Here is an 18076-nt window from a genome sequence, read left to right on the forward strand (position 1 = left end):
GTTAAACATCATGAGGGAAGCGGTGATCGCCGAAGTATCGACTCAACTATCAGAGGTAGTTGGCGTCATCGAGCGCCATCTCGAACCGACGTTGCTGGCCGTACATTTGTACGGCTCCGCAGTGGATGGCGGCCTGAAGCCACACAGTGATATTGATTTGCTGGTTACGGTGACCGTAAGGCTTGATGAAACAACGCGGCGAGCTTTGATCAACGACCTTTTGGAAACTTCGGCTTCCCCTGGAGAGAGCGAGATTCTCCGCGCTGTAGAAGTCACCATTGTTGTGCACGACGACATCATTCCGTGGCGTTATCCAGCTAAGCGCGAACTGCAATTTGGAGAATGGCAGCGCAATGACATTCTTGCAGGTATCTTCGAGCCAGCCACGATCGACATTGATCTGGCTATCTTGCTGACAAAAGCAAGAGAACATAGCGTTGCCTTGGTAGGTCCAGCGGCGGAGGAACTCTTTGATCCGGTTCCTGAACAGGATCTATTTGAGGCGCTAAATGAAACCTTAACGCTATGGAACTCGCCGCCCGACTGGGCTGGCGATGAGCGAAATGTAGTGCTTACGTTGTCCCGCATTTGGTACAGCGCAGTAACCGGCAAAATCGCGCCGAAGGATGTCGCTGCCGACTGGGCAATGGAGCGCCTGCCGGCCCAGTATCAGCCCGTCATACTTGAAGCTAGGCAGGCTTATCTTGGACAAGAAGATCGCTTGGCCTCGCGCGCAGATCAGTTGGAAGAATTTGTTCACTACGTGAAAGGCGAGATCACCAAGGTAGTCGGCAAATAATGTCTAAAACAAAGTTATGCACCTATTAAGCGCACAGCGGAGCAATGAAGGATACCTTGATGAAAAAAATTTTGCTGCTGCATATGTTGGTGTTCGTTTCCGCCACTCTCCCAATCAGTTCCGTGGCTTCTGATGAGGTTGAAACGCTTAAATGCACCATCATCGCAGACGCCATTACCGGAAATACCTTATATGAGACCGGAGAATGTGCCCGTCGTGTGTCTCCGTGCTCGTCTTTTAAACTTCCATTGGCAATCATGGGGTTTGATAGTGGAATCTTGCAGTCGCCAAAATCACCTACGTGGGAATTGAAGCCGGAATACAACCCGTCTCCGAGAGATCGCACATACAAACAAGTCTATCCGGCGCTATGGCAAAGCGACTCTGTTGTCTGGTTCTCGCAGCAATTAACAAGCCGTCTGGGAGTTGATCGGTTCACGGAATACGTAAAGAAATTTGAGTACGGTAATCAAGATGTTTCCGGTGACTCGGGGAAGCATAACGGCTTGACCCAGTCATGGCTGATGTCGTCGCTCACCATATCTCCCAAGGAGCAAATTCAGTTTCTTCTACGCTTTGTCGCGCATAAGCTGCCTGTATCCGAAGCGGCTTATGACATGGCGTATGCCACAATCCCGCAGTACCAGGCAGCCGAAGGATGGGCTGTACATGGAAAAAGCGGCAGCGGCTGGCTTCGGGACAATAACGGCAAGATAAATGAAAGTCGTCCGCAGGGCTGGTTCGTGGGCTGGGCTGAAAAAAACGGACGGCAAGTTGTTTTCGCCCGATTGGAAATAGGAAAGGAAAAGTCCGATATTCCCGGCGGGTCTAAAGCACGAGAGGATATTCTCGTGGAATTACCCGTGTTGATGGGTAACAAATGATATGTGGCGTCATCGAGAGCAGATGCATAACCCTGCGCTCGAGCGGACCTCGCGCATAAAGCCGCGCGAGTCCGCTCACCTTGAACGTTAGATGCACTAAGCACATAATTGCTCACAGCCAAACTATCAGGTCAAGTCTGCTTTTATTATTTTTAAGCGTGCATAATAAGCCCTACACAAATTGGGAGATATATCATGAAAAGAGTTTGATGCTCAGGGTGTAGCGGTTCGGTTTATTGACGACGGGATCAGTACCGACGGTGATATGGGGCAAATGGTGGTCACCATCCTGTCGGCTGTGGCACAGGCTGAACGCCGGAGGATCCTAGAGCGCACGAATGAGGGCCGACAGGAAGCAAAGCTGAAAGGAATCAAATTTGGCCGCAGGCGTACCGTGGACAGGAACGTCGTGCTGACGCTTCATCAGAAGGGCACTGGTGCAACGGAAATTGCTCATCAGCTCAGTATTGCCCGCTCCACGGTTTATAAAATTCTTGAAGACGAAAGGGCCTCGTGATACGCCTATTTTTATAGGTTAATGTCATGATAATAATGGTTTCTTAGACGTCAGGTGGCACTTTTCGGGGAAATGTGCGCGGAACCCCTATTTGTTTATTTTTCTAAATACATTCAAATATGTATCCGCTCATGAGACAATAACCCTGATAAATGCTTCAATAATATTGAAAAAGGAAGAGTATGAGTATTCAACATTTCCGTGTCGCCCTTATTCCCTTTTTTGCGGCATTTTGCCTTCCTGTTTTTGCTCACCCAGAAACGCTGGTGAAAGTAAAAGATGCTGAAGATCAGTTGGGTGCACGAGTGGGTTACATCGAACTGGATCTCAACAGCGGTAAGATCCTTGAGAGTTTTCGCCCCGAAGAACGTTTTCCAATGATGAGCACTTTTAAAGTTCTGCTATGTGGCGCGGTATTATCCCGTGTTGACGCCGGGCAAGAGCAACTCGGTCGCCGCATACACTATTCTCAGAATGACTTGGTTGAGTACTCACCAGTCACAGAAAAGCATCTTACGGATGGCATGACAGTAAGAGAATTATGCAGTGCTGCCATAACCATGAGTGATAACACTGCGGCCAACTTACTTCTGACAACGATCGGAGGACCGAAGGAGCTAACCGCTTTTTTGCACAACATGGGGGATCATGTAACTCGCCTTGATCGTTGGGAACCGGAGCTGAATGAAGCCATACCAAACGACGAGCGTGACACCACGATGCCTGCAGCAATGGCAACAACGTTGCGCAAACTATTAACTGGCGAACTACTTACTCTAGCTTCCCGGCAACAATTAATAGACTGGATGGAGGCGGATAAAGTTGCAGGACCACTTCTGCGCTCGGCCCTTCCGGCTGGCTGGTTTATTGCTGATAAATCTGGAGCCGGTGAGCGTGGGTCTCGCGGTATCATTGCAGCACTGGGGCCAGATGGTAAGCCCTCCCGTATCGTAGTTATCTACACGACGGGGAGTCAGGCAACTATGGATGAACGAAATAGACAGATCGCTGAGATAGGTGCCTCACTGATTAAGCATTGGTAACTGTCAGACCAAGTTTACTCATATATACTTTAGATTGATTTAAAACTTCATTTTTAATTTAAAAGGATCTAGGTGAAGATCCTTTTTGATAATCTCATGACCAAAATCCCTTAACGTGAGTTTTCGTTCCACTGAGCGTCAGACCCCGACAAACAAGCCGGTCAGCGTGAGGGCTGCAATACCCCAGTGCTCCCCGATGAACGCGCCGGCCGTCGTGCCGGCTAGCACAATGGCGAGAATCGGCAAATGGCAGGGACAGGTGAGCACGGCCAGCGCGCCCCACAAGTAGCCGGTGATCGGTTTGTGCGTCTCAGACGGCAAGTGCTCTGGGCTGTTCATGGCAGACTCTCCGCGTGCTGTGCCGGTTCGGTTGGCATGGCGGCCAGTTGCATTTCGAGGCTGGCCAGGGCCTCGCGCCGACGCTCGACGAGTTGCCGCAACACGGCAAGCTGCGCAGACGCACCGTCACCGTCCGCAGCATCCAGCGCCCGGCACAGCCGCGCCAGTGCGTCCAGGCCGATACCCGCTTCGAAGGCAGCCCGTACAAAGCGCAGCCGTTGCAACGCGGTGTCATCGAACAAGCCGTAGCCGCCCGTGGTGTACGCGACCGGCCGTAGCAATCCGCGCAGCAGGTAGTCGCGCACGATATGCACGCTCACCCCGGCATCAAGGGCCAGCCGGGACACTGTGTAGGCGCTCATTGAACACCTCCTTTTCCTCATCCGGCGCAGCACGAAAGCTGCTTCACGTCCTTGCTGAAGGTCTGCGCCGCGAGCTTCAGCCCTTCGACCATGGTCAGGTAGGGGAACAATTGGTCGGCCAGTTCCTGCACGGTCATACGGTTGCGAATGGCGAGCACCGCCGTCTGGATCAGTTCACCCGCTTCCGGGGCCACCGCTTGCACGCCGATGAGCCGTCCGCTACCTTCCTCGATGACCAGCTTGATGAAGCCGCGTGTGTCGAAGTTGGCAAGCGCACGCGGCACGTTATCCAGTGTTAGCAGGCGACTGTCGGTCTCGATCCCGTCGTGATGTGCTTCCGCCTCGCTGTAGCCCACGGTGGCGACCTGCGGGTCGGTGAACACCACGGCCGGCATTGCGGTCAGGTCCAGGGCCGCATCGCCGCCAGTCATGTTGATCGCCGCACGAGTGCCGGCCGCTGCCGCCACATAGACGAACTGCGGCTGGTCGGTGCAGTCGCCGGCCGCGTAGATGTTCGGGCTACTGGTGCGCATGCCCTTGTCGATGACGATGGCCCCCTGCGCATTGACGGCTACCCCCGCCGCTTCCAATGCCAGGCTGCGCGTGTTCGGTGTCCGGCCGGTGGCGACCAGCAGCTTGTCGGCGCGCAATTCACCGTGCGTGGTGGTCAGCACGAATTCACCGTCCATATGGGCGACCTGGCTGGCTTGCGTGTGCTCCAGCACCTCGATGCCCTCGGCACGGAAAGCGGCTGTCACCGCCTCGCCGATGGCCGGGTCTTCACGGAAGAACAAGGTATTGCGCGCCAGGGCCGTGACCTTGCTGCCCAGCCGGGCAAAGGCTTGCGCCAGCTCCAGCGCCACCACCGACGAGCCGATTACGGCAAGGCGTTCGGGAATGGTGTCGCTCGCCAGGGCCTCGGTGGAAGTCCAGTAGGGTGACTCTTTCAAGCCCGGAATCGGCGGGACCGCCGGGCTGGCACCCGTGGCGACCAGGCAGCGGTCGAACATCACGACGCGCTCGCCACCCTCGTTCAAACTAACGATAAGGCTCTGGTCGTCCTTGAAACGCGCTTCACCGTGCAGAACGGTGATGGCTGAATTGCCGTCCAGGATGCCTTCGTACTTGGCATGACGGAGTTCTTCGACACGGGCCTGCTGCTGGGCCAGCAGCCGCTCGCGCAAGATCGTCGGCGGTGTGGGTGGCATGCCGCCGTCGAATGGGCTTTCCCGGCGCAGATGGGCGATGTGGGCGGCGCGGATCATGATCTTGGACGGCACACAACCGACGTTGACGCAGGTGCCGCCGATGGTGCCGCGCTCAATCAGCGTGACCTGCGCGCCTTGCTCGACGGCCTTCAGTGCTGCCGCCATCGCGGCTCCACCGCTACCAATGACGACGACCTGCAACGGGCGTTCGTTGCCACTGGGCTTATCAGCGGCCCCTATCCAGCCGCGCATCTTGTCGAGCAGGCCGGCGCGGTTGTCCGTCGGTGGCGCATCGGCAAGCGTTGCCTCGTAGCCCAGTCCGGCCACGGCGGTAGTCAGCGCATCCGATGACGTGCCCGCCTCAATGGCGAGTTGCGCTGTGCCCTTCGGATAGGACACCAGCGCCGATTGCACGCCGGGCACTTTCTCCAAGGCTTCCTTGACGTGAGCCGCGCACGAGTCGCAGGTCATCCCGGTGATTTTCAGGGTGGTCATGTATTTTTCCTTTTCTGTGGTGGCTACGGCTGTTGCCGTCAGCCACGTTGTTCTGGCAATTCACAGCTGTCCGGCCCGCAGCGGCGATGTGCTGGCGAGATGAAATCCCAGACCGACACCCCAACCATCAAGGCCAGGCCGACATAGAGCAGTCCACCGCTCTGCCAGCCGTAAGCCCGCATTAAAAACACCGCTGCCAGCACCAAGATCGGGCCTATCGTGCCGAGCGCCGTGCGTCGCCACTGTCGATGATTGAGCCAAGCGATAGCATTGGCGAGTAACGCGATGCCGGCGAACATCGGCAGCAGGATGCCAATGAATAGCCCCTCGTACTGGCTCAAGAAGCCCAGTCCGATGGCCGCGCCAAAGCTGGCGATGGCAGGAAAACAGGCGGCGCAGCCCATCGCGGAAACGACGCTGCCGAGCGCGCCGGTTTTGCCAGCGATGCGCGTGATGAGTCCCATGTGTCGCTCCCGAGTTCGGTTAACGGATCAGCGTTTGAGGCTGGACGGATAGCCCGCGTCCTCGGTCGCCTTGGTCAACTTCTGGACGTTGGTCTTGGCATCGTCGAAGGTGACGACGGCCTGGCGCTTGTCGAAACTTACGTCGGTCTTGCTCACGCCCTCAACCTTGGAAAGCGCGTGCTTGACAGTGATCGGGCAAGAGGCGCAGGTCATGCCAGGCACGGACAGCGTGACGGTCTGGGTGGCGGCCCACACGGGGGCAACAACGGCAGCGAGGGCGAGGGCGGCAAACAGTTTTTTCATGATGAACTCCTGTGATTAATAGAAAAATGGCATGACGTAGGGAAATCCGAGCGAGACCAGGACCAGCGCGGCCACGATCCAGAAAATGAGCTTGTAAGTAGCTCGCACTTGGGGAATCGCGCAGACCTCACCCGGTTTGCAGGCTTGCGCCGGGCGGTAGATGCGCCGCCAGGCGAAAAACAGCGCGACCAGCGCTGCGCCGATGAAGATCGGGCGATAGGGTTCCAGCACCGTCAGGTTGCCGATCCATGCCCCGCTGAACCCCAAGGCGATCAAAACCAGCGGCCCCAGGCAGCAGGCCGACGCAAGAATGGCGGCCAGCCCACCGGCGAAGAGCGCGCCGCGCCCGTTTTGTGGTTCAGACTTTTGTGGTTCAGACATACGCTTGTCCTTTCAAATTTGGTTTGGATAGCTTAAGCTTACTTCCGTAGTTATGTACGGAGTCAAGCGATATGCAAATTAATTTTGAGAATCTGACCATTGGCGTTTTTGCCAAGGCGGCCGGGGTCAATGTGGAGACCATCCGGTTCTACCAGCGCAAGGGCCTGCTGCCGGAGCCAGACAAGCCCTATGGCAGCATTCGCCGCTATGGCGAGGCGGATGTAACACGAGTGCGGTTCGTGAAATCGGCCCAGCGGCTGGGCTTTAGCCTGGACGAAATCGCCGAGCTACTGCGGCTGGAGGATGGCACCCATTGCGAGGAAGCCAGCGGCCTGGCCGAGCACAAGCTCAAGGATGTGCGCGAGAAGATGGCCGACTTGGCACGCATGGAGGCCGTGCTGTCTGAACTGGTGTGCGCCTGCCATGCGCGGAAAGGGAACGTTTCCTGCCCGCTGATTGCGTCACTGCAAGACGGAACGAAGCTCGCTGCATCGGCGCGGGGGAGTCACGGGGTGACTACGCCTTAGCGTGCTTTATTTTCCGAATTCTGAGACGACCCCTGCCAGACGGTGCTGAGACGACGCTTACACTGCTGGTACACGTAACCGGCTCCATTCTGATGACTGCCCTGGGTTTTTTTGTCGTCACATGGCTGCTGTGAGCGTGTGGCTGATGACGGATAAAAATGCCCCTGCCTGCGGCAGCTTTACAGGGCTTTACCTCTTCCGCCTGAAGCGGGCCGGACGTTATGATAAAATTAACGTCACGCTAATTCGTTAATTTATCAGCAATTAATTATCGTATTTTTTATATCTTCAGCGTAGCTCAGCCGGCTTATCCTCTGATAACCAGCGGTTGTATATCAGGGGAAGGCCTGTTTTTTTTGAATAAAGGGAGGGAGTGTGTCAGAAATCCCAGACAGAAATAAAAAGAGGATGTCAGAAGTGCCATCTGCATTTTTCAGCTCGCCCGCAGCCGGCGGCATCGTGCTCATCATCGCCTCAGCAGCCGCTATCATCGTGGCTAACTCTCCGCTCAGGGAGGGATATGAGGTATTCCTGAAATACAACGCCGCCGGCCTCTCCGTTGAGCACTGGATAAACGACGCCCTGATGGCCGTGTTCTTCATGATGGTCGGCCTGGAAATCAAGCGCGAGCTTCTCACCGGTCAGCTTGCCACCTGGGGCCAGCGCGCGCTGCCGGGATTTGCCGCGCTGGGCGGGATGGCCGTGCCTGCGGCCATTTACGTATGGTTTAATGCGGGCAGCGATGAAACCCTCGCTGGCTGGGCAATTCCTGCCGCCACGGACATTGCCTTTGCGCTCGGGGTACTGGCACTGCTGGGCAGTCGCGTACCTGCCTCGCTGAAAATTTTCCTGTCGGCGCTGGCTATTCTGGACGACATGGGCGCAGTGGCTATTATTGCGCTCTTCTATACCAGTAATATTTCGTTTCTGATGCTGGCCGGTGCGGCGGTCACGGTTGCTCTGCTGTTTATCATGAACCGTGCCGGGATTACCCGGCTGTTTCCCTATCTGCTGGCGGGGGGCGTGCTGTGGTTTTTCATGCTTCAGTCCGGGGTGCACGCCACCATCGCGGGTATCCTGCTGGCGCTCTTTATCCCGCTGCGGGTAACCGATCCGGATAAACAATCCCCTCTTGCCCGGCTGGAGCACGGCATCAATCCGTGGGTGACGTTTCTGATACTGCCGCTGTTTGGCTTCGCAAATGCGGGGGTCGCGCTCTCCGGTATGACGGCTGATGACCTGATGTCGCCGGTACCGGTCGGCGTTGCGCTGGGCCTGTTTGTTGGCAAGCAGGCGGGCATTTTCGGCCTGTCGCTGCTGGCCGTCAGCCTGGGCCTGGCAAAACGGCCTGAAAAAAGTACCTGGCTGCAGGTTTACGGCGTATCGGTCCTGTGCGGAATAGGGTTTACCATGAGCCTGTTTATCGGCAACCTGGCGTTTGCAGAAAGCCCCCTGTTGGTGGACGAGGTCAAGGTGGGGGTACTTGCCGGCTCTGTACTGGCAGCACTGGCGGGTATGCTGATACTGCGCTTTTCTCCTTCGCATCCTTCCCGGTAACGCATTCGGGTCCGGAAAATCCCCGTGATGACGGGGATTTTTATTTCCCTGCAAACTTATTAATCAACAGGGCCACCTTCATTACCGTCGGCATTTATTCAGGTGCTTATCATCACACTGGTGCCCGCATTTATAGTTTGCCGAAAAAATTCGCACCGTTAATCATGCAGGTACAAACAAAAAGCAGTCTTTTTGTCAATCATGGCAACTTTTCCTGGCCGCCCCCGGTTATGTCGGTTCTCTCGCCTGTTATTAATGTAGCGGGTAATGTCCCATTTCAAAAAGGGGAAAGGGAGAGGCATGCTGATGTCTAAAATCAGAATGCCCCCGGAGTTCTGTTTATGGATGAGAACCTACAGCTGCTTGTGTCCTGCCAGAATTTTCAGGCCAATGATACCCGCCAGAATCAGTCCGAAACAGGCAATGCGTAACAGGCCCTTATCTTCATTTAAGTAAATTATTCCGTACGCTGCTGTCCCTAAAGCACCAATCCCGACCCAGACCGCATAAGCGGTTCCTACAGGAATAGTCCGTGTTGCCAGGGACAAAAAGTACATGCTCACACCGATAAATGTCAGGCAAAAAATACTGGGGTAGATCCGGGTAAATCCCTCAGTCCGGAGCATTGACGCGGCATAAAAGACTTCGGCTATGCCGGCAATCACCAGATACATCCATCCATTCATAAAACTCCTTTAACGGCTCATCAAAACCAGCAATATTGTGGGCAATGTTAACTCTGTTTTTAAGCAGGGGATCATCAGCATCAACCGCGAAACCCTTTCCGGCACAGGAAAAAATCGCTGCCTGCGTCGGGTTAACTGCCTGGGCCCAGTTTTTTTAACCTGAAATAGGTGGCCCTGGATATGCCGGTTTTCTCCATCACCAGTTTAATGGGCGTTTCGTGCCGGATAAGCTCCAGTGCGGCGGCCGATTTGTGATGAGGTTTCCGTCCAAACCTGACGCCTGCCGCCATGGCGATGACCCGGCCTTCGTTTGTGCGCTCCAGGATCCGCTCCCGCTCAGCTTCAGCAACGGCAGCAAGGATCTGAATGACCATTTTACCCATCGTGCCTTCAGTACTCAGTCCATTCTCCAGAAACCGGATGGCTATTCCCTTTTTATAGCAGGCATCAACAATGTGGATCATATCCGCTGTGTTGCGGCCAAGCCGGTCCATTTTGGTACACATGATAATGTCATCTTTTTCGGCACGGGCAAGCAGCCGTTGTAACCCTTCACGTTCGTCCGTGGCGCCCGACATCATGTCAGTAAAAATCCGGTCATCTCTGACGCCTGAAGATTTCAGCTCCATGATCTGCGCCGTCAGTTTCTGATGGCTCGTTGATACCCTTGCATATCCCAGTAATGCCATATTGGTCTCACAAATCGATACTGATACTGCGTAGTATCATAAAGCATAAAACACGATTTTTGATACTCATGTAAGCACGCACTTTAAAAGGTCTCAAAACTTATAATATCTGATACCGCCAAAATAATACGGATCAATAAATAATGAAAGGATGCGTGATGGCTGCTGATTTTCTGACCGACAAACAGACACAGAACTACGGGCGTTATGCCGCAGAGCCAAACGAGATCCAACTGGCACGGTATTTTCATCTTGATGAGCGAGACCTTACTTTCATCAACCTACGTAGGGGCAGGCATAACCGGTTGGGGATTGCCCTTCAACTCACAACCGCCCGCTTTCTGGGAACCTTCTTGCCCGATCTCATGCAAATACCGCCCGGTGTCCAGTTTTATGTCGCAAGGCAACTTAACATCCGCTATCCAGAGATCATCTCCCGCTATGCTCAAAGGGAAAATACACGTTGGGAGCACCACGGGCTTATCAGGCAGCACTACAGCTATCATGATTTCGGTGATTTCCCGTGGTCGTTCAGACTGAAGCGATTGCTGTATACTCGTGCATGGCTCAGTAATGAACGCCCCGGACTGATGTTCGATTTTGCCACCGCGTGGTTGCTTCAAAATAAAGTGTTGTTGCCAGCCGCATCCACCCTTACGAGGGTCATTGGTGAAATCCGTGAGCGTGCGACCCGCCGCTTATGGCGAAAATTGGCCGCGCTGCCAAACCGTTGGCAGGCCGCACAACTGGCTGGGTTACTTGAAATCCCCGAAGGACAGCGACTCTCAGTGATGGAGCACCTAAAAAGAGGCCCTGTCACTATCAGCGGCCCCGCATTCACTGAAGCACTTGAACGTTACACTCGCCTGCGCAGCCTGGAATTTTCCTGCCTGAATTTCACTGGGCTGCCTGCCATACAGCTCCGCAACCTGGCACGCTATGCCGGAATGGCATCGGTGAAATATATCAGCAGAATGCCAGAAGAACGGCGGCTGGCTATCCTTACCGCGTTCGTGAAAGCGCAAGAAATCTCGGCGCTGGACGAGGCCGTTGACGTGCTGGATATGCTGATCCTCAATATTACCAGGGAGGCGAAGAAAACCGGGCAGAAAAAGCGACTTAGGACGCTCAAGGATCTTGACCGTGCGGCGTTGTTGCTGGCGCGGGCATGTGCACTTTTACTTGATGAAGATACTGGTGATGATTTGCTGCGAAAGACCATATTCAGCAGTGTACCTGTCGCCAGACTGGCAGAGTCAGTGGAAAAAGTGAATGAACTGGCCCGCCCCCAGGATACAAACTTTCAGGATGAAATGGTGGAGCAGTACGGACGGGTAAGGCGTTTTTTGCCCGCACTACTGCGCGATCTGCACTTCCGGGCGGCCCCAGACGGTGAACATACCCTCGCGGCCATCCATTACCTGGCAGAGCTAAACGGCTCGAAAAAACGGATCCTGGACGATGCACCTGAGCATATCATTTCAGGCCCTTGGAAACGCCTGGTGTACGATGCTGAAGGTCGGATACAGCGAGCGGGTTACTCGTTGTGTCTGCTGGAGCGACTTCAGGATGCGCTACGCCGTCGTGACATCTGGTTGGAAAACAGCGATCGTTGGGGTGATCCGCGCCAAAAACTTCTTCAGGGGGAGGAATGGCAGGCGCAGCGGGTTCCAGTGTGCCGGGCATTGGGTCACCCCACCAATGGCAGTAAAGCATCGGTGCAATTGGCAGCACGGTTGGATGAAACCTGGAAAACGGTGGCATCACGTTTTGACCGCAATACCGCCGTAGACATCTGCAATGAAGGTAAACATCCTTCGCTGACCATCAGCAGCCTGGATAAATTGGATGAGCCACCGGCGCTGATACGACTGAGCAGCCGAGTCAGACAATTGCTCCCACCCGTTGACCTGACAGAACTGTTGCTTGAGATTGACGCCAGAACGGGTTTCACCCGTGAATTCAGCCATGTCAGCGAGTCAGGTGCCCGCGCGCAGGATCTGCATATAAGCCTGTGTGCGGTGATGCTGGCTGAGGCCTGCAATATCGGACATGAGCCGCTGATCAAGCACAATATCCCTGCACTGACCCGCCATCGCCTGAGCTGGGTGAAACAGAACTACATCCGAGCAGAAACGCTGGTCAGCGCCAATGCGCGGCTGGTTGATTTTCAGTCCTCGTTAGCGTTGGCAGGATACTGGGGTGGCGGTGAGGTGGCCTCCGCTGATGGTATGCGTTTTGTCACACCAGTGAAAACGGTGAATTCTGGCCCCAACAGAAAATACTTTGGTTCAGGGCGCGGCATTACCTGGTACAACTTTGTCTCTGACCAATATTCGGGTTTTCATGGCATAGTGATCCCTGGAACGCTGCGGGATTCCATTTTTGTGCTGGAGGGACTACTTGAGCAACAAACGGGACTAAACCCGGTTGAAATCATGACGGACACAGCAGGTACCAGTGACATTATCTTTGGCTTGTTCTGGCTACTGGGATACCAATTTTCACCTCGTCTGGCGGATGCTGGTGAGGCGGTGTTCTGGCGGGCTGACAAAGCAGCGAATTACGGGGCGTTGGACGAACTGGCTCGGGGTTGTGTTGACCTTTCTAAAATCGAAAGCCACTGGGATGAGATGATGCGGGTTGCAGGTTCGCTGAAGCTGGGCACAATTCATGCGTCAGAACTCATTCGATCGCTATTGAGAAGTACCCGACCGTCAGGGCTTGCTCAGGCAATAATGGTGGTCGGAAGAGTTAACAAGACACTGTATCTTCTCAACTATATTGATGATGAGGACTATCGCCGCAGGATCCTAACACAGCTTAACCGGGGCGAAGGTCGCCATGCCGTGGCAAGAGCCATTTGCTACGGTCAGCGTGGTGAGATCAGAAAACGTTACCGCGAGGGGCAGGAAGATCAGTTGGGTGCGCTGGGTCTGGTGACAAACGCAGTGGTGCTGTGGAATACGCTTTATATGCAGGAAGCCTTGTCGCACCTGCGTAGCACTGGGGAAGGGCCAGAAGATGAACATATCGCGCGGCTTTCGCCTCTGATGCATGGTCATATCAACATGCTGGGACATTATACGTTCACACTACCGGAGGATATTATGAAGGGGGAATTGAGGCCGTTAAATCTCAATTTAAACAATGAATTACCTCCTTAGCGTGGTTTTTTACATCATTGGCCCTCAAACCCCTTTACCTACTCCTGCCAGGATATCGTCCTCAACCGCAGCGATATAAACTGGGGAGGCAGCGATCACGTAATCATCAGTAGGCCTGGCTTCCATTAACGTCCCTATGGAATTCTCCGATCTTTCCTTCCCGAATGTATTTGTTAATTCCCGCCACCAATGGCGGTGACTGAACGGTAAATTATGAAAGGTGGCTTCATATACGTCGACGAGGTCCCGACTATTCAAAAAACCCAACCCGGCAGAGATCACCCACAACTCCAGGTTTTCCGTCGTCCGTAAAATCTCTTTTGCCGTTGACCAGTGATTCCCAGTATAGAGCGATAGGGCGGGTACCGGTGATGCACTTTGCGACCGTCTTATGGTCGCTGCCCAACTGGCCATAGCCTCTTCAGGTGTCTCTCCGGCCCGGATGCTCAGTTCCGCACGGGAGCCGCACTGGAAGTGCTTACCTTTGGTACAGGACGTTATTAGGTGTGTAATTCGCGACGCCGTCATTTTGTTGCCCTTAGCCCAATGTGTGCAATCACTGTCTATCAGTCGTAACAGCCCCTCATCCGTGATAACGACCAAAGAGGAGGCCCGAACAACTATCCCATTATACATTTAGTCATGCCTTTACTAATAACTAGTTACCACAAAAAAACCTCGCGAGGTGACGGTGTCACGCTTATTGGCCTTTTTTAGCTCACTTTATGTACTATGGGATTTAATTATCGGTAAATCCCATCGTTCAAATAGCACCCCCCATAGTGTAATTGCGGCTAAAACCCTTATTAATCAGTCATGTAACGCAATGGTTGTGCATTCAGGGGATGCGATCGCCACTTAACGGGTTGCGGGTTGTTGGTCACCCGACATCTGTGTGTTAATCTTTTTCATCATTAGTCACTAGTAAAGGCTTCACTATATATGACGCTACGAGAATTTTTTTAACGAGAGAGGTGGATAGGCCAGTGAAAATCTCTCAGCCAAAACAGTGGGAAAAGGATCGTGAAATGAGCATGAATTCGCAGCCGGAACTGAAGTTGAGTACCCGTACCGAACAACTCGCCAGTAGTCGTGATGCCGCTATGCAAAAATTTCTGGACGGCATGACGCTGATTGCCGAAGCCTCAGCAATTTGCGGGTTTTCACTGTTTAACAGCAAAATTATGGCCCCTAATGCTTTTGGCCTTCCTGCGTCCCTGGCCGCAAGCATCGAGGAAGGGCGACAGCAAATAGACCGTAAGACATGGAACAATCTTTTTGAAGAAACGGGTATTGACCGATTCTGGAATCACAACCAGCGGGCAGAGTTCCGTGAGTCTCTCCGGAACGCTCCGCCAATTGCGTCGTTAACCGTAATCCGCAGTACATTGCGCCAGGCAGTTGCCATGCGCAGCATTACACTTGCTGAAGGGTTTGTTGATCTGCTATGCCAGCTTGATCGCCGGTATAAAACTAATGCCCAGCAATTTGTGATGCCAAAAAAACTGGTACTACGCGGCATTTTTCCCGACTCGAACATGATGAGATATAATGGCTTTTCTCAGGATAATCTCTTCTATTTAAACGACTTTGAGAATATCGTTTGCATCTGCTCCAATGCAGCAACACCGCCTGTCGGCAGTGGAATGAACATGTACGATCGGCTTGCTGTCTTACGGAAAACCGATTTTACGGGTGACATTACCGACCCGAAGGGCTGGAAGTGCCGATTGTTCGAAAATGGTAACGTCCATATCTCAGTTGAGTGTGAAAGCCTGCATAACGCACTGAATGACCTGATTAGCATTTATTTTGCCAACCAGATCCCGGCCAAAGGATAAGAATGATGACTGACAATGTAAATTTGATGAACGGGGATGAACAGACAGCGTCCAGTTTAAGTGAAGATACTCCAAAAACGCCCCCTCTAAGCCCCGAGTTACTGAAGAATTCCCCTTACTCGTCAATAGCTAAGGTTAAATATTTCACCGAGATTGAACAAATCTGCCTCGATAAGAGCATCAGCACCGAAAACCTCGACCAGTTTTTCAAAGCCCACTGGCTGCGGGATAAAATGGGGGGGTCTTTTGCCCGGGCTCAGGAGATGCTGGCGGCCTACAAGCAATACGTGGACGAGGTGCCCGAAGAAGCACGCGCGATTGAAATCCCTGACCAGATTAAAGATGCATTCAGTGATTTTACTGCGTTTATCACCTGGTACTTCCGCTTAAGCTATACGGCTATCCAGAGTGATAGCGTGAAAATTGCGAAGGCAGAAATTACTCAGTTACGGCACCGGAATGCTGAAATTCTGGAAGAACTGTCACAGTCGAAAGAACAGGCTACAGTCCTGAATAACGAAAAAGTTAACCTGATTAACCTGCTGGAGCAGCAGCGTGAACTCTCCAGTAAATTAGAAGATTCACTTCAGGAAGCAGAAGAAACTCTGGCAGGAACTCAAAGTGAATTACAGCATGCCCAAAACGAGATCCAGCTTTTACAGCAGACAGTAGGGACACTGAACCAGCAACTGAGTGAGCGCAAACAGGAACTGGCCTCGCAGCAGGAGTATCAGAAGCAGCTTAATGATGAAAATAAAGCGCAGCAGGTAGAGCTGACCGCCCTCAACAGCCAGAATGAAAACTTACAACGGACCGTGTCTGATTTAAAGTCCAGTGTCAGTCAGCTTGAACAGGACCTTTCTTCATCACAATCCCATGCCTCTGAATTGAGCTCATCTTTAGCCGAAAAGGACACGGCCCTGACGCTCGTCCGGTCGGAGCTCTCAACAGCTAAAGGGACGAATGAACAACTACGAGCTGAAGCACAACGCTTAGCTGATGAGAACCTGGTGTCCAAAAAGGTCCAAACAGATCTGACAGAAGAGCTTCAGCAGCTCAGGAATCAGATGATGTCCATGGAAGCGACACTCAATGCGGAAAAGACCATTGCAGAGTCTTTACGAGGAACAATCAAGCAGCTTACCGAAGCTATGACCGGCGTAGTTGCTATCAAACCTAAATCCCCAGGGGCATCAAAACCGCGAAACAAAAAGACGACATAACTGCTCCCGCCAGGAATTTGCTATAAACTTAAATTCCTGGCGCCCGTAGGCTCTTTATCCCGTCCGGAGGAGTTTACGTCCTTCCGATAGCATTTGGCTGATTTTCCCCGAGTCACTGATCTCAAGAGCATCAACCAGGCTAGTGATCCCGCCAACAGCTTGCTGCTGCGAAATAGCTCCCAGCTTATAGTCATCGAGTACTGCCGCCAAAAACGCTTTCAGTTTAACCTGTTCACTCATCGAAAGTATGTACGCCATTTTTAACCCCATTTTAAGGTTGTGATTCGGGTGAATTGTATTTTTTAGCTTCAGGGAAATGAGGGAGATCCTGGGATTCCGTCTTCTCCGTAGCATCCCAGTGCCACCATCCATAGGCCCCATATTCCTGGTTGTAATACGCCTTCTTAAGTTCCTTTCGCGCAAGATAGGCTGGTGTCGACATTCCGAAAACCTCCATCGGGAACGGCTTATCACTCCGGGTATCAAGTAAATAAAAATCGGGGAATACATCGCTCGCACTTGCGTCATACCGCATAGGCTTAACATAGTGCCGGTGTTCGGCATCCAGTTTACGGGATACAATCGCTTCGTATGAGGAGTCCAGAGGTATCCAGTTATCACTCACCAGCATAAGCACTATCTGATGAGCTCGTGCAGAGAGACCTCTAGTGGTCACAGATACGGGAGAGGTAAGTGCAAAAACAACAACTTTGCCACCATTTTTCCAGGCTGCATATTCCAGTGGGAATCGCCGCTTCACGCTATCCCAGTGCCCGTCTGAGTTAAAGAAGGTAAGGGGCATACCGCCGAAGTTACGCATAGGAAGAAACTTCAGTGGCTTCTCATGCTTTTCTGCGTCATAGCGCGGCAGTACTGATAGCAGCAGCAGTCGCTTGTCGCTCAGTTCTGCGGACGACAACAGCTTAACCTGCTCACTGGCCACTTTGCTTTTAGAGTCCGCCACCCCGATAAAGAGATGGTCGCCAATACACGCTCTACCTGATTTGACCTGCTTTGCGGCGTCCAACATCCGGTAGCGAACCAGCGAATCATTTCGCTTCCCGGCCATATTCGGATACCAGACATTAAGACCGGCTTCAGTCCACAACAGACTCAGAAGTCCGGACAGGGTCATTGAAGCCTGTCCACCTTCAGGTCGCTGGATTTGGGGCGGGGTAGGAACCTCTGACTTTTCCGGCGGATCTTTCTCCGTCATGCCTATTCCGAGGCGTATTGACATGGTCCCCTCATTGTTGATGCGTACAACATTGCTGGCATAACCCTTTAACCCCGTATGCCTGGCATCAAGGTCGAAAAACACGCACGATGGATCATGCTCAGTGCCGGTATTTGCAGCCTTAATCAATATGAAGGTATCACTGTTTGGTAGCGACCGGACGTACAGACGCTTTGCGCCTTTGCCCCGGCATCCGCAGGTGATCACAGATTTCTGCCCGGACGTGTGGTGTGCTTTCTTTAGGGCCGACTGCCATCCCTTTACATACTCGTTCTGCGTCTGAAATTCAGCCGAGTATCGTTTCGTGTTTGGTTCGTCATCGTAAGCAATAAATACTGCAAACTTCTGGCCCAT

The 18076-nt window shown here is 53.2% G+C and carries 18 protein-coding genes and 1 pseudogene; 9 read left to right on the forward strand and 10 right to left on the reverse strand.

Going from position 1 to position 18076, the window contains the following annotated elements; translation table 11 throughout:
• Positions 1-10: 10 nt before the first annotated feature.
• From aadA1 to SK35_RS24965, 4 genes and pseudogenes are all read left to right on the forward strand, one after another.
• Positions 11-799 carry an ANT(3'')-Ia family aminoglycoside nucleotidyltransferase AadA1 gene (gene aadA1 / locus SK35_RS24950; RefSeq protein ID WP_001206315.1) on the forward strand — a complete coding sequence of 263 codons (789 nt, stop codon included), beginning with the start codon at positions 11-13 and terminating at the stop codon, positions 797-799.
• A gap of 59 nt (positions 800-858) precedes the next feature.
• Positions 859-1683, forward strand: coding sequence for an oxacillin-hydrolyzing class D beta-lactamase OXA-9 (locus SK35_RS24955; protein ID WP_000722315.1), 825 nt, complete (start codon positions 859-861; stop codon positions 1681-1683).
• 199 nt (positions 1684-1882) lie between these two features.
• Positions 1883-2200, forward strand: a pseudogene (locus SK35_RS24960) (recombinase family protein); the annotation flags it as partial.
• A 182-nt stretch (positions 2201-2382) separates the two neighbouring features.
• On the forward strand, positions 2383-3243 hold the full coding sequence (locus tag SK35_RS24965) for a broad-spectrum class A beta-lactamase TEM-1 (protein WP_000027057.1): 861 nt from the start codon (positions 2383-2385) through the stop codon (positions 3241-3243).
• A gap of 138 nt (positions 3244-3381) precedes the next feature.
• Here SK35_RS24965 and merE read toward each other — a convergent pair whose 3' ends face one another.
• The 6 genes from merE to merT are packed head-to-tail and all read right to left on the reverse strand — an operon-like array spanning position 3382 to position 6795.
• On the reverse strand, positions 3382-3582 hold the full coding sequence (gene merE, locus SK35_RS24970; RefSeq protein WP_022652206.1) for a broad-spectrum mercury transporter MerE: 201 nt from the start codon (positions 3580-3582) through the stop codon (positions 3382-3384).
• Positions 3579-3944 (reverse strand): mercury resistance co-regulator MerD, encoded by a 366-nt coding sequence (gene merD, locus SK35_RS24975; RefSeq protein ID WP_001277466.1) that lies wholly within the window; start codon positions 3942-3944, stop codon positions 3579-3581. Before merD ends, merE begins: the two co-directional genes overlap by 4 nt.
• A 17-nt stretch (positions 3945-3961) precedes the next feature.
• Positions 3962-5647, reverse strand: coding sequence for a mercury(II) reductase (merA, locus tag SK35_RS24980; RefSeq protein ID WP_000209296.1), 1686 nt, complete (start codon positions 5645-5647; stop codon positions 3962-3964).
• Positions 5648-5685: 38 nt separating this feature from the next.
• Complete coding sequence (gene merC / locus SK35_RS24985) at positions 5686-6111, reverse strand: organomercurial transporter MerC (RefSeq protein ID WP_000522996.1); 426 nt, start codon at positions 6109-6111, stop codon at positions 5686-5688.
• A gap of 27 nt (positions 6112-6138) precedes the next feature.
• Complete coding sequence (gene merP, locus SK35_RS24990; protein ID WP_000732275.1) at positions 6139-6414, reverse strand: mercury resistance system periplasmic binding protein MerP; 276 nt, start codon at positions 6412-6414, stop codon at positions 6139-6141.
• Between the two features lie 15 nt (positions 6415-6429).
• Positions 6430-6795, reverse strand: a complete 366-nt coding sequence (merT, locus tag SK35_RS24995) for a mercuric ion transporter MerT (RefSeq protein ID WP_001294656.1) — start codon at positions 6793-6795, stop codon at positions 6430-6432.
• Positions 6796-6866: 71 nt separating this feature from the next.
• On the opposite strand from merT, the gene merR reads away from it, so the two are divergent.
• Positions 6867-7322, forward strand: a complete 456-nt coding sequence (gene merR, locus SK35_RS25000; RefSeq protein ID WP_001166628.1) for an Hg(II)-responsive transcriptional regulator — start codon at positions 6867-6869, stop codon at positions 7320-7322.
• 408 nt (positions 7323-7730) lie between these two features.
• The gene (gene nhaA / locus SK35_RS25005; protein WP_011977829.1) at positions 7731-8879 is read left to right on the forward strand and encodes a Na+/H+ antiporter NhaA; all 1149 of its coding nucleotides are present in this window, start codon (positions 7731-7733) and stop codon (positions 8877-8879) included.
• A gap of 353 nt (positions 8880-9232) precedes the next feature.
• Here the strand turns inward: nhaA and SK35_RS25010 are convergent, their stop codons facing one another.
• Complete coding sequence (locus tag SK35_RS25010; RefSeq protein WP_004118538.1) at positions 9233-9565, reverse strand: DMT family transporter; 333 nt, start codon at positions 9563-9565, stop codon at positions 9233-9235.
• Between the two features lie 131 nt (positions 9566-9696).
• Entirely contained in the window at positions 9697-10254 is a 558-nt protein-coding gene (locus tag SK35_RS25015; protein WP_004118540.1) for a recombinase family protein, read from the reverse strand.
• A gap of 158 nt (positions 10255-10412) precedes the next feature.
• Between SK35_RS25015 and SK35_RS25020 the strand changes: the two genes are divergently transcribed.
• The 3 genes from SK35_RS25020 to SK35_RS25030 all read left to right on the forward strand — a co-directional run bounded on the left by SK35_RS25020 (position 10413) and on the right by SK35_RS25030 (position 16485).
• Entirely contained in the window at positions 10413-13421 is a 3009-nt protein-coding gene (locus tag SK35_RS25020) for a Tn3 family transposase (protein WP_032432540.1), read from the forward strand.
• A gap of 1028 nt (positions 13422-14449) precedes the next feature.
• A complete protein-coding gene (locus SK35_RS25025; protein ID WP_015062955.1) occupies positions 14450-15262 on the forward strand; it encodes a DUF4942 domain-containing protein in 813 nt (270 codons plus the stop codon).
• Between the two features lie 2 nt (positions 15263-15264).
• A complete protein-coding gene (locus tag SK35_RS25030; RefSeq protein WP_032610436.1) occupies positions 15265-16485 on the forward strand; it encodes a hypothetical protein in 1221 nt (406 codons plus the stop codon).
• Between the two features lie 54 nt (positions 16486-16539).
• Here SK35_RS25030 and SK35_RS25035 read toward each other — a convergent pair whose 3' ends face one another.
• Together SK35_RS25035 and SK35_RS25040 are read right to left on the reverse strand one after the other, a co-directional pair.
• Entirely contained in the window at positions 16540-16743 is a 204-nt protein-coding gene (locus SK35_RS25035) for a hypothetical protein (RefSeq protein ID WP_024191726.1), read from the reverse strand.
• 13 nt (positions 16744-16756) lie between these two features.
• Positions 16757-18076: a DUF1173 family protein gene (locus tag SK35_RS25040; RefSeq protein ID WP_032610439.1), complete on the reverse strand. Its 1320-nt coding sequence runs from the start codon at positions 18074-18076 to the stop codon at positions 16757-16759.

Origin of the sequence: Citrobacter sp. MGH105 (genome assembly GCF_001037485.2) — a bacterium.
GTDB lineage: Bacteria > Pseudomonadota > Gammaproteobacteria > Enterobacterales > Enterobacteriaceae > Citrobacter > Citrobacter portucalensis.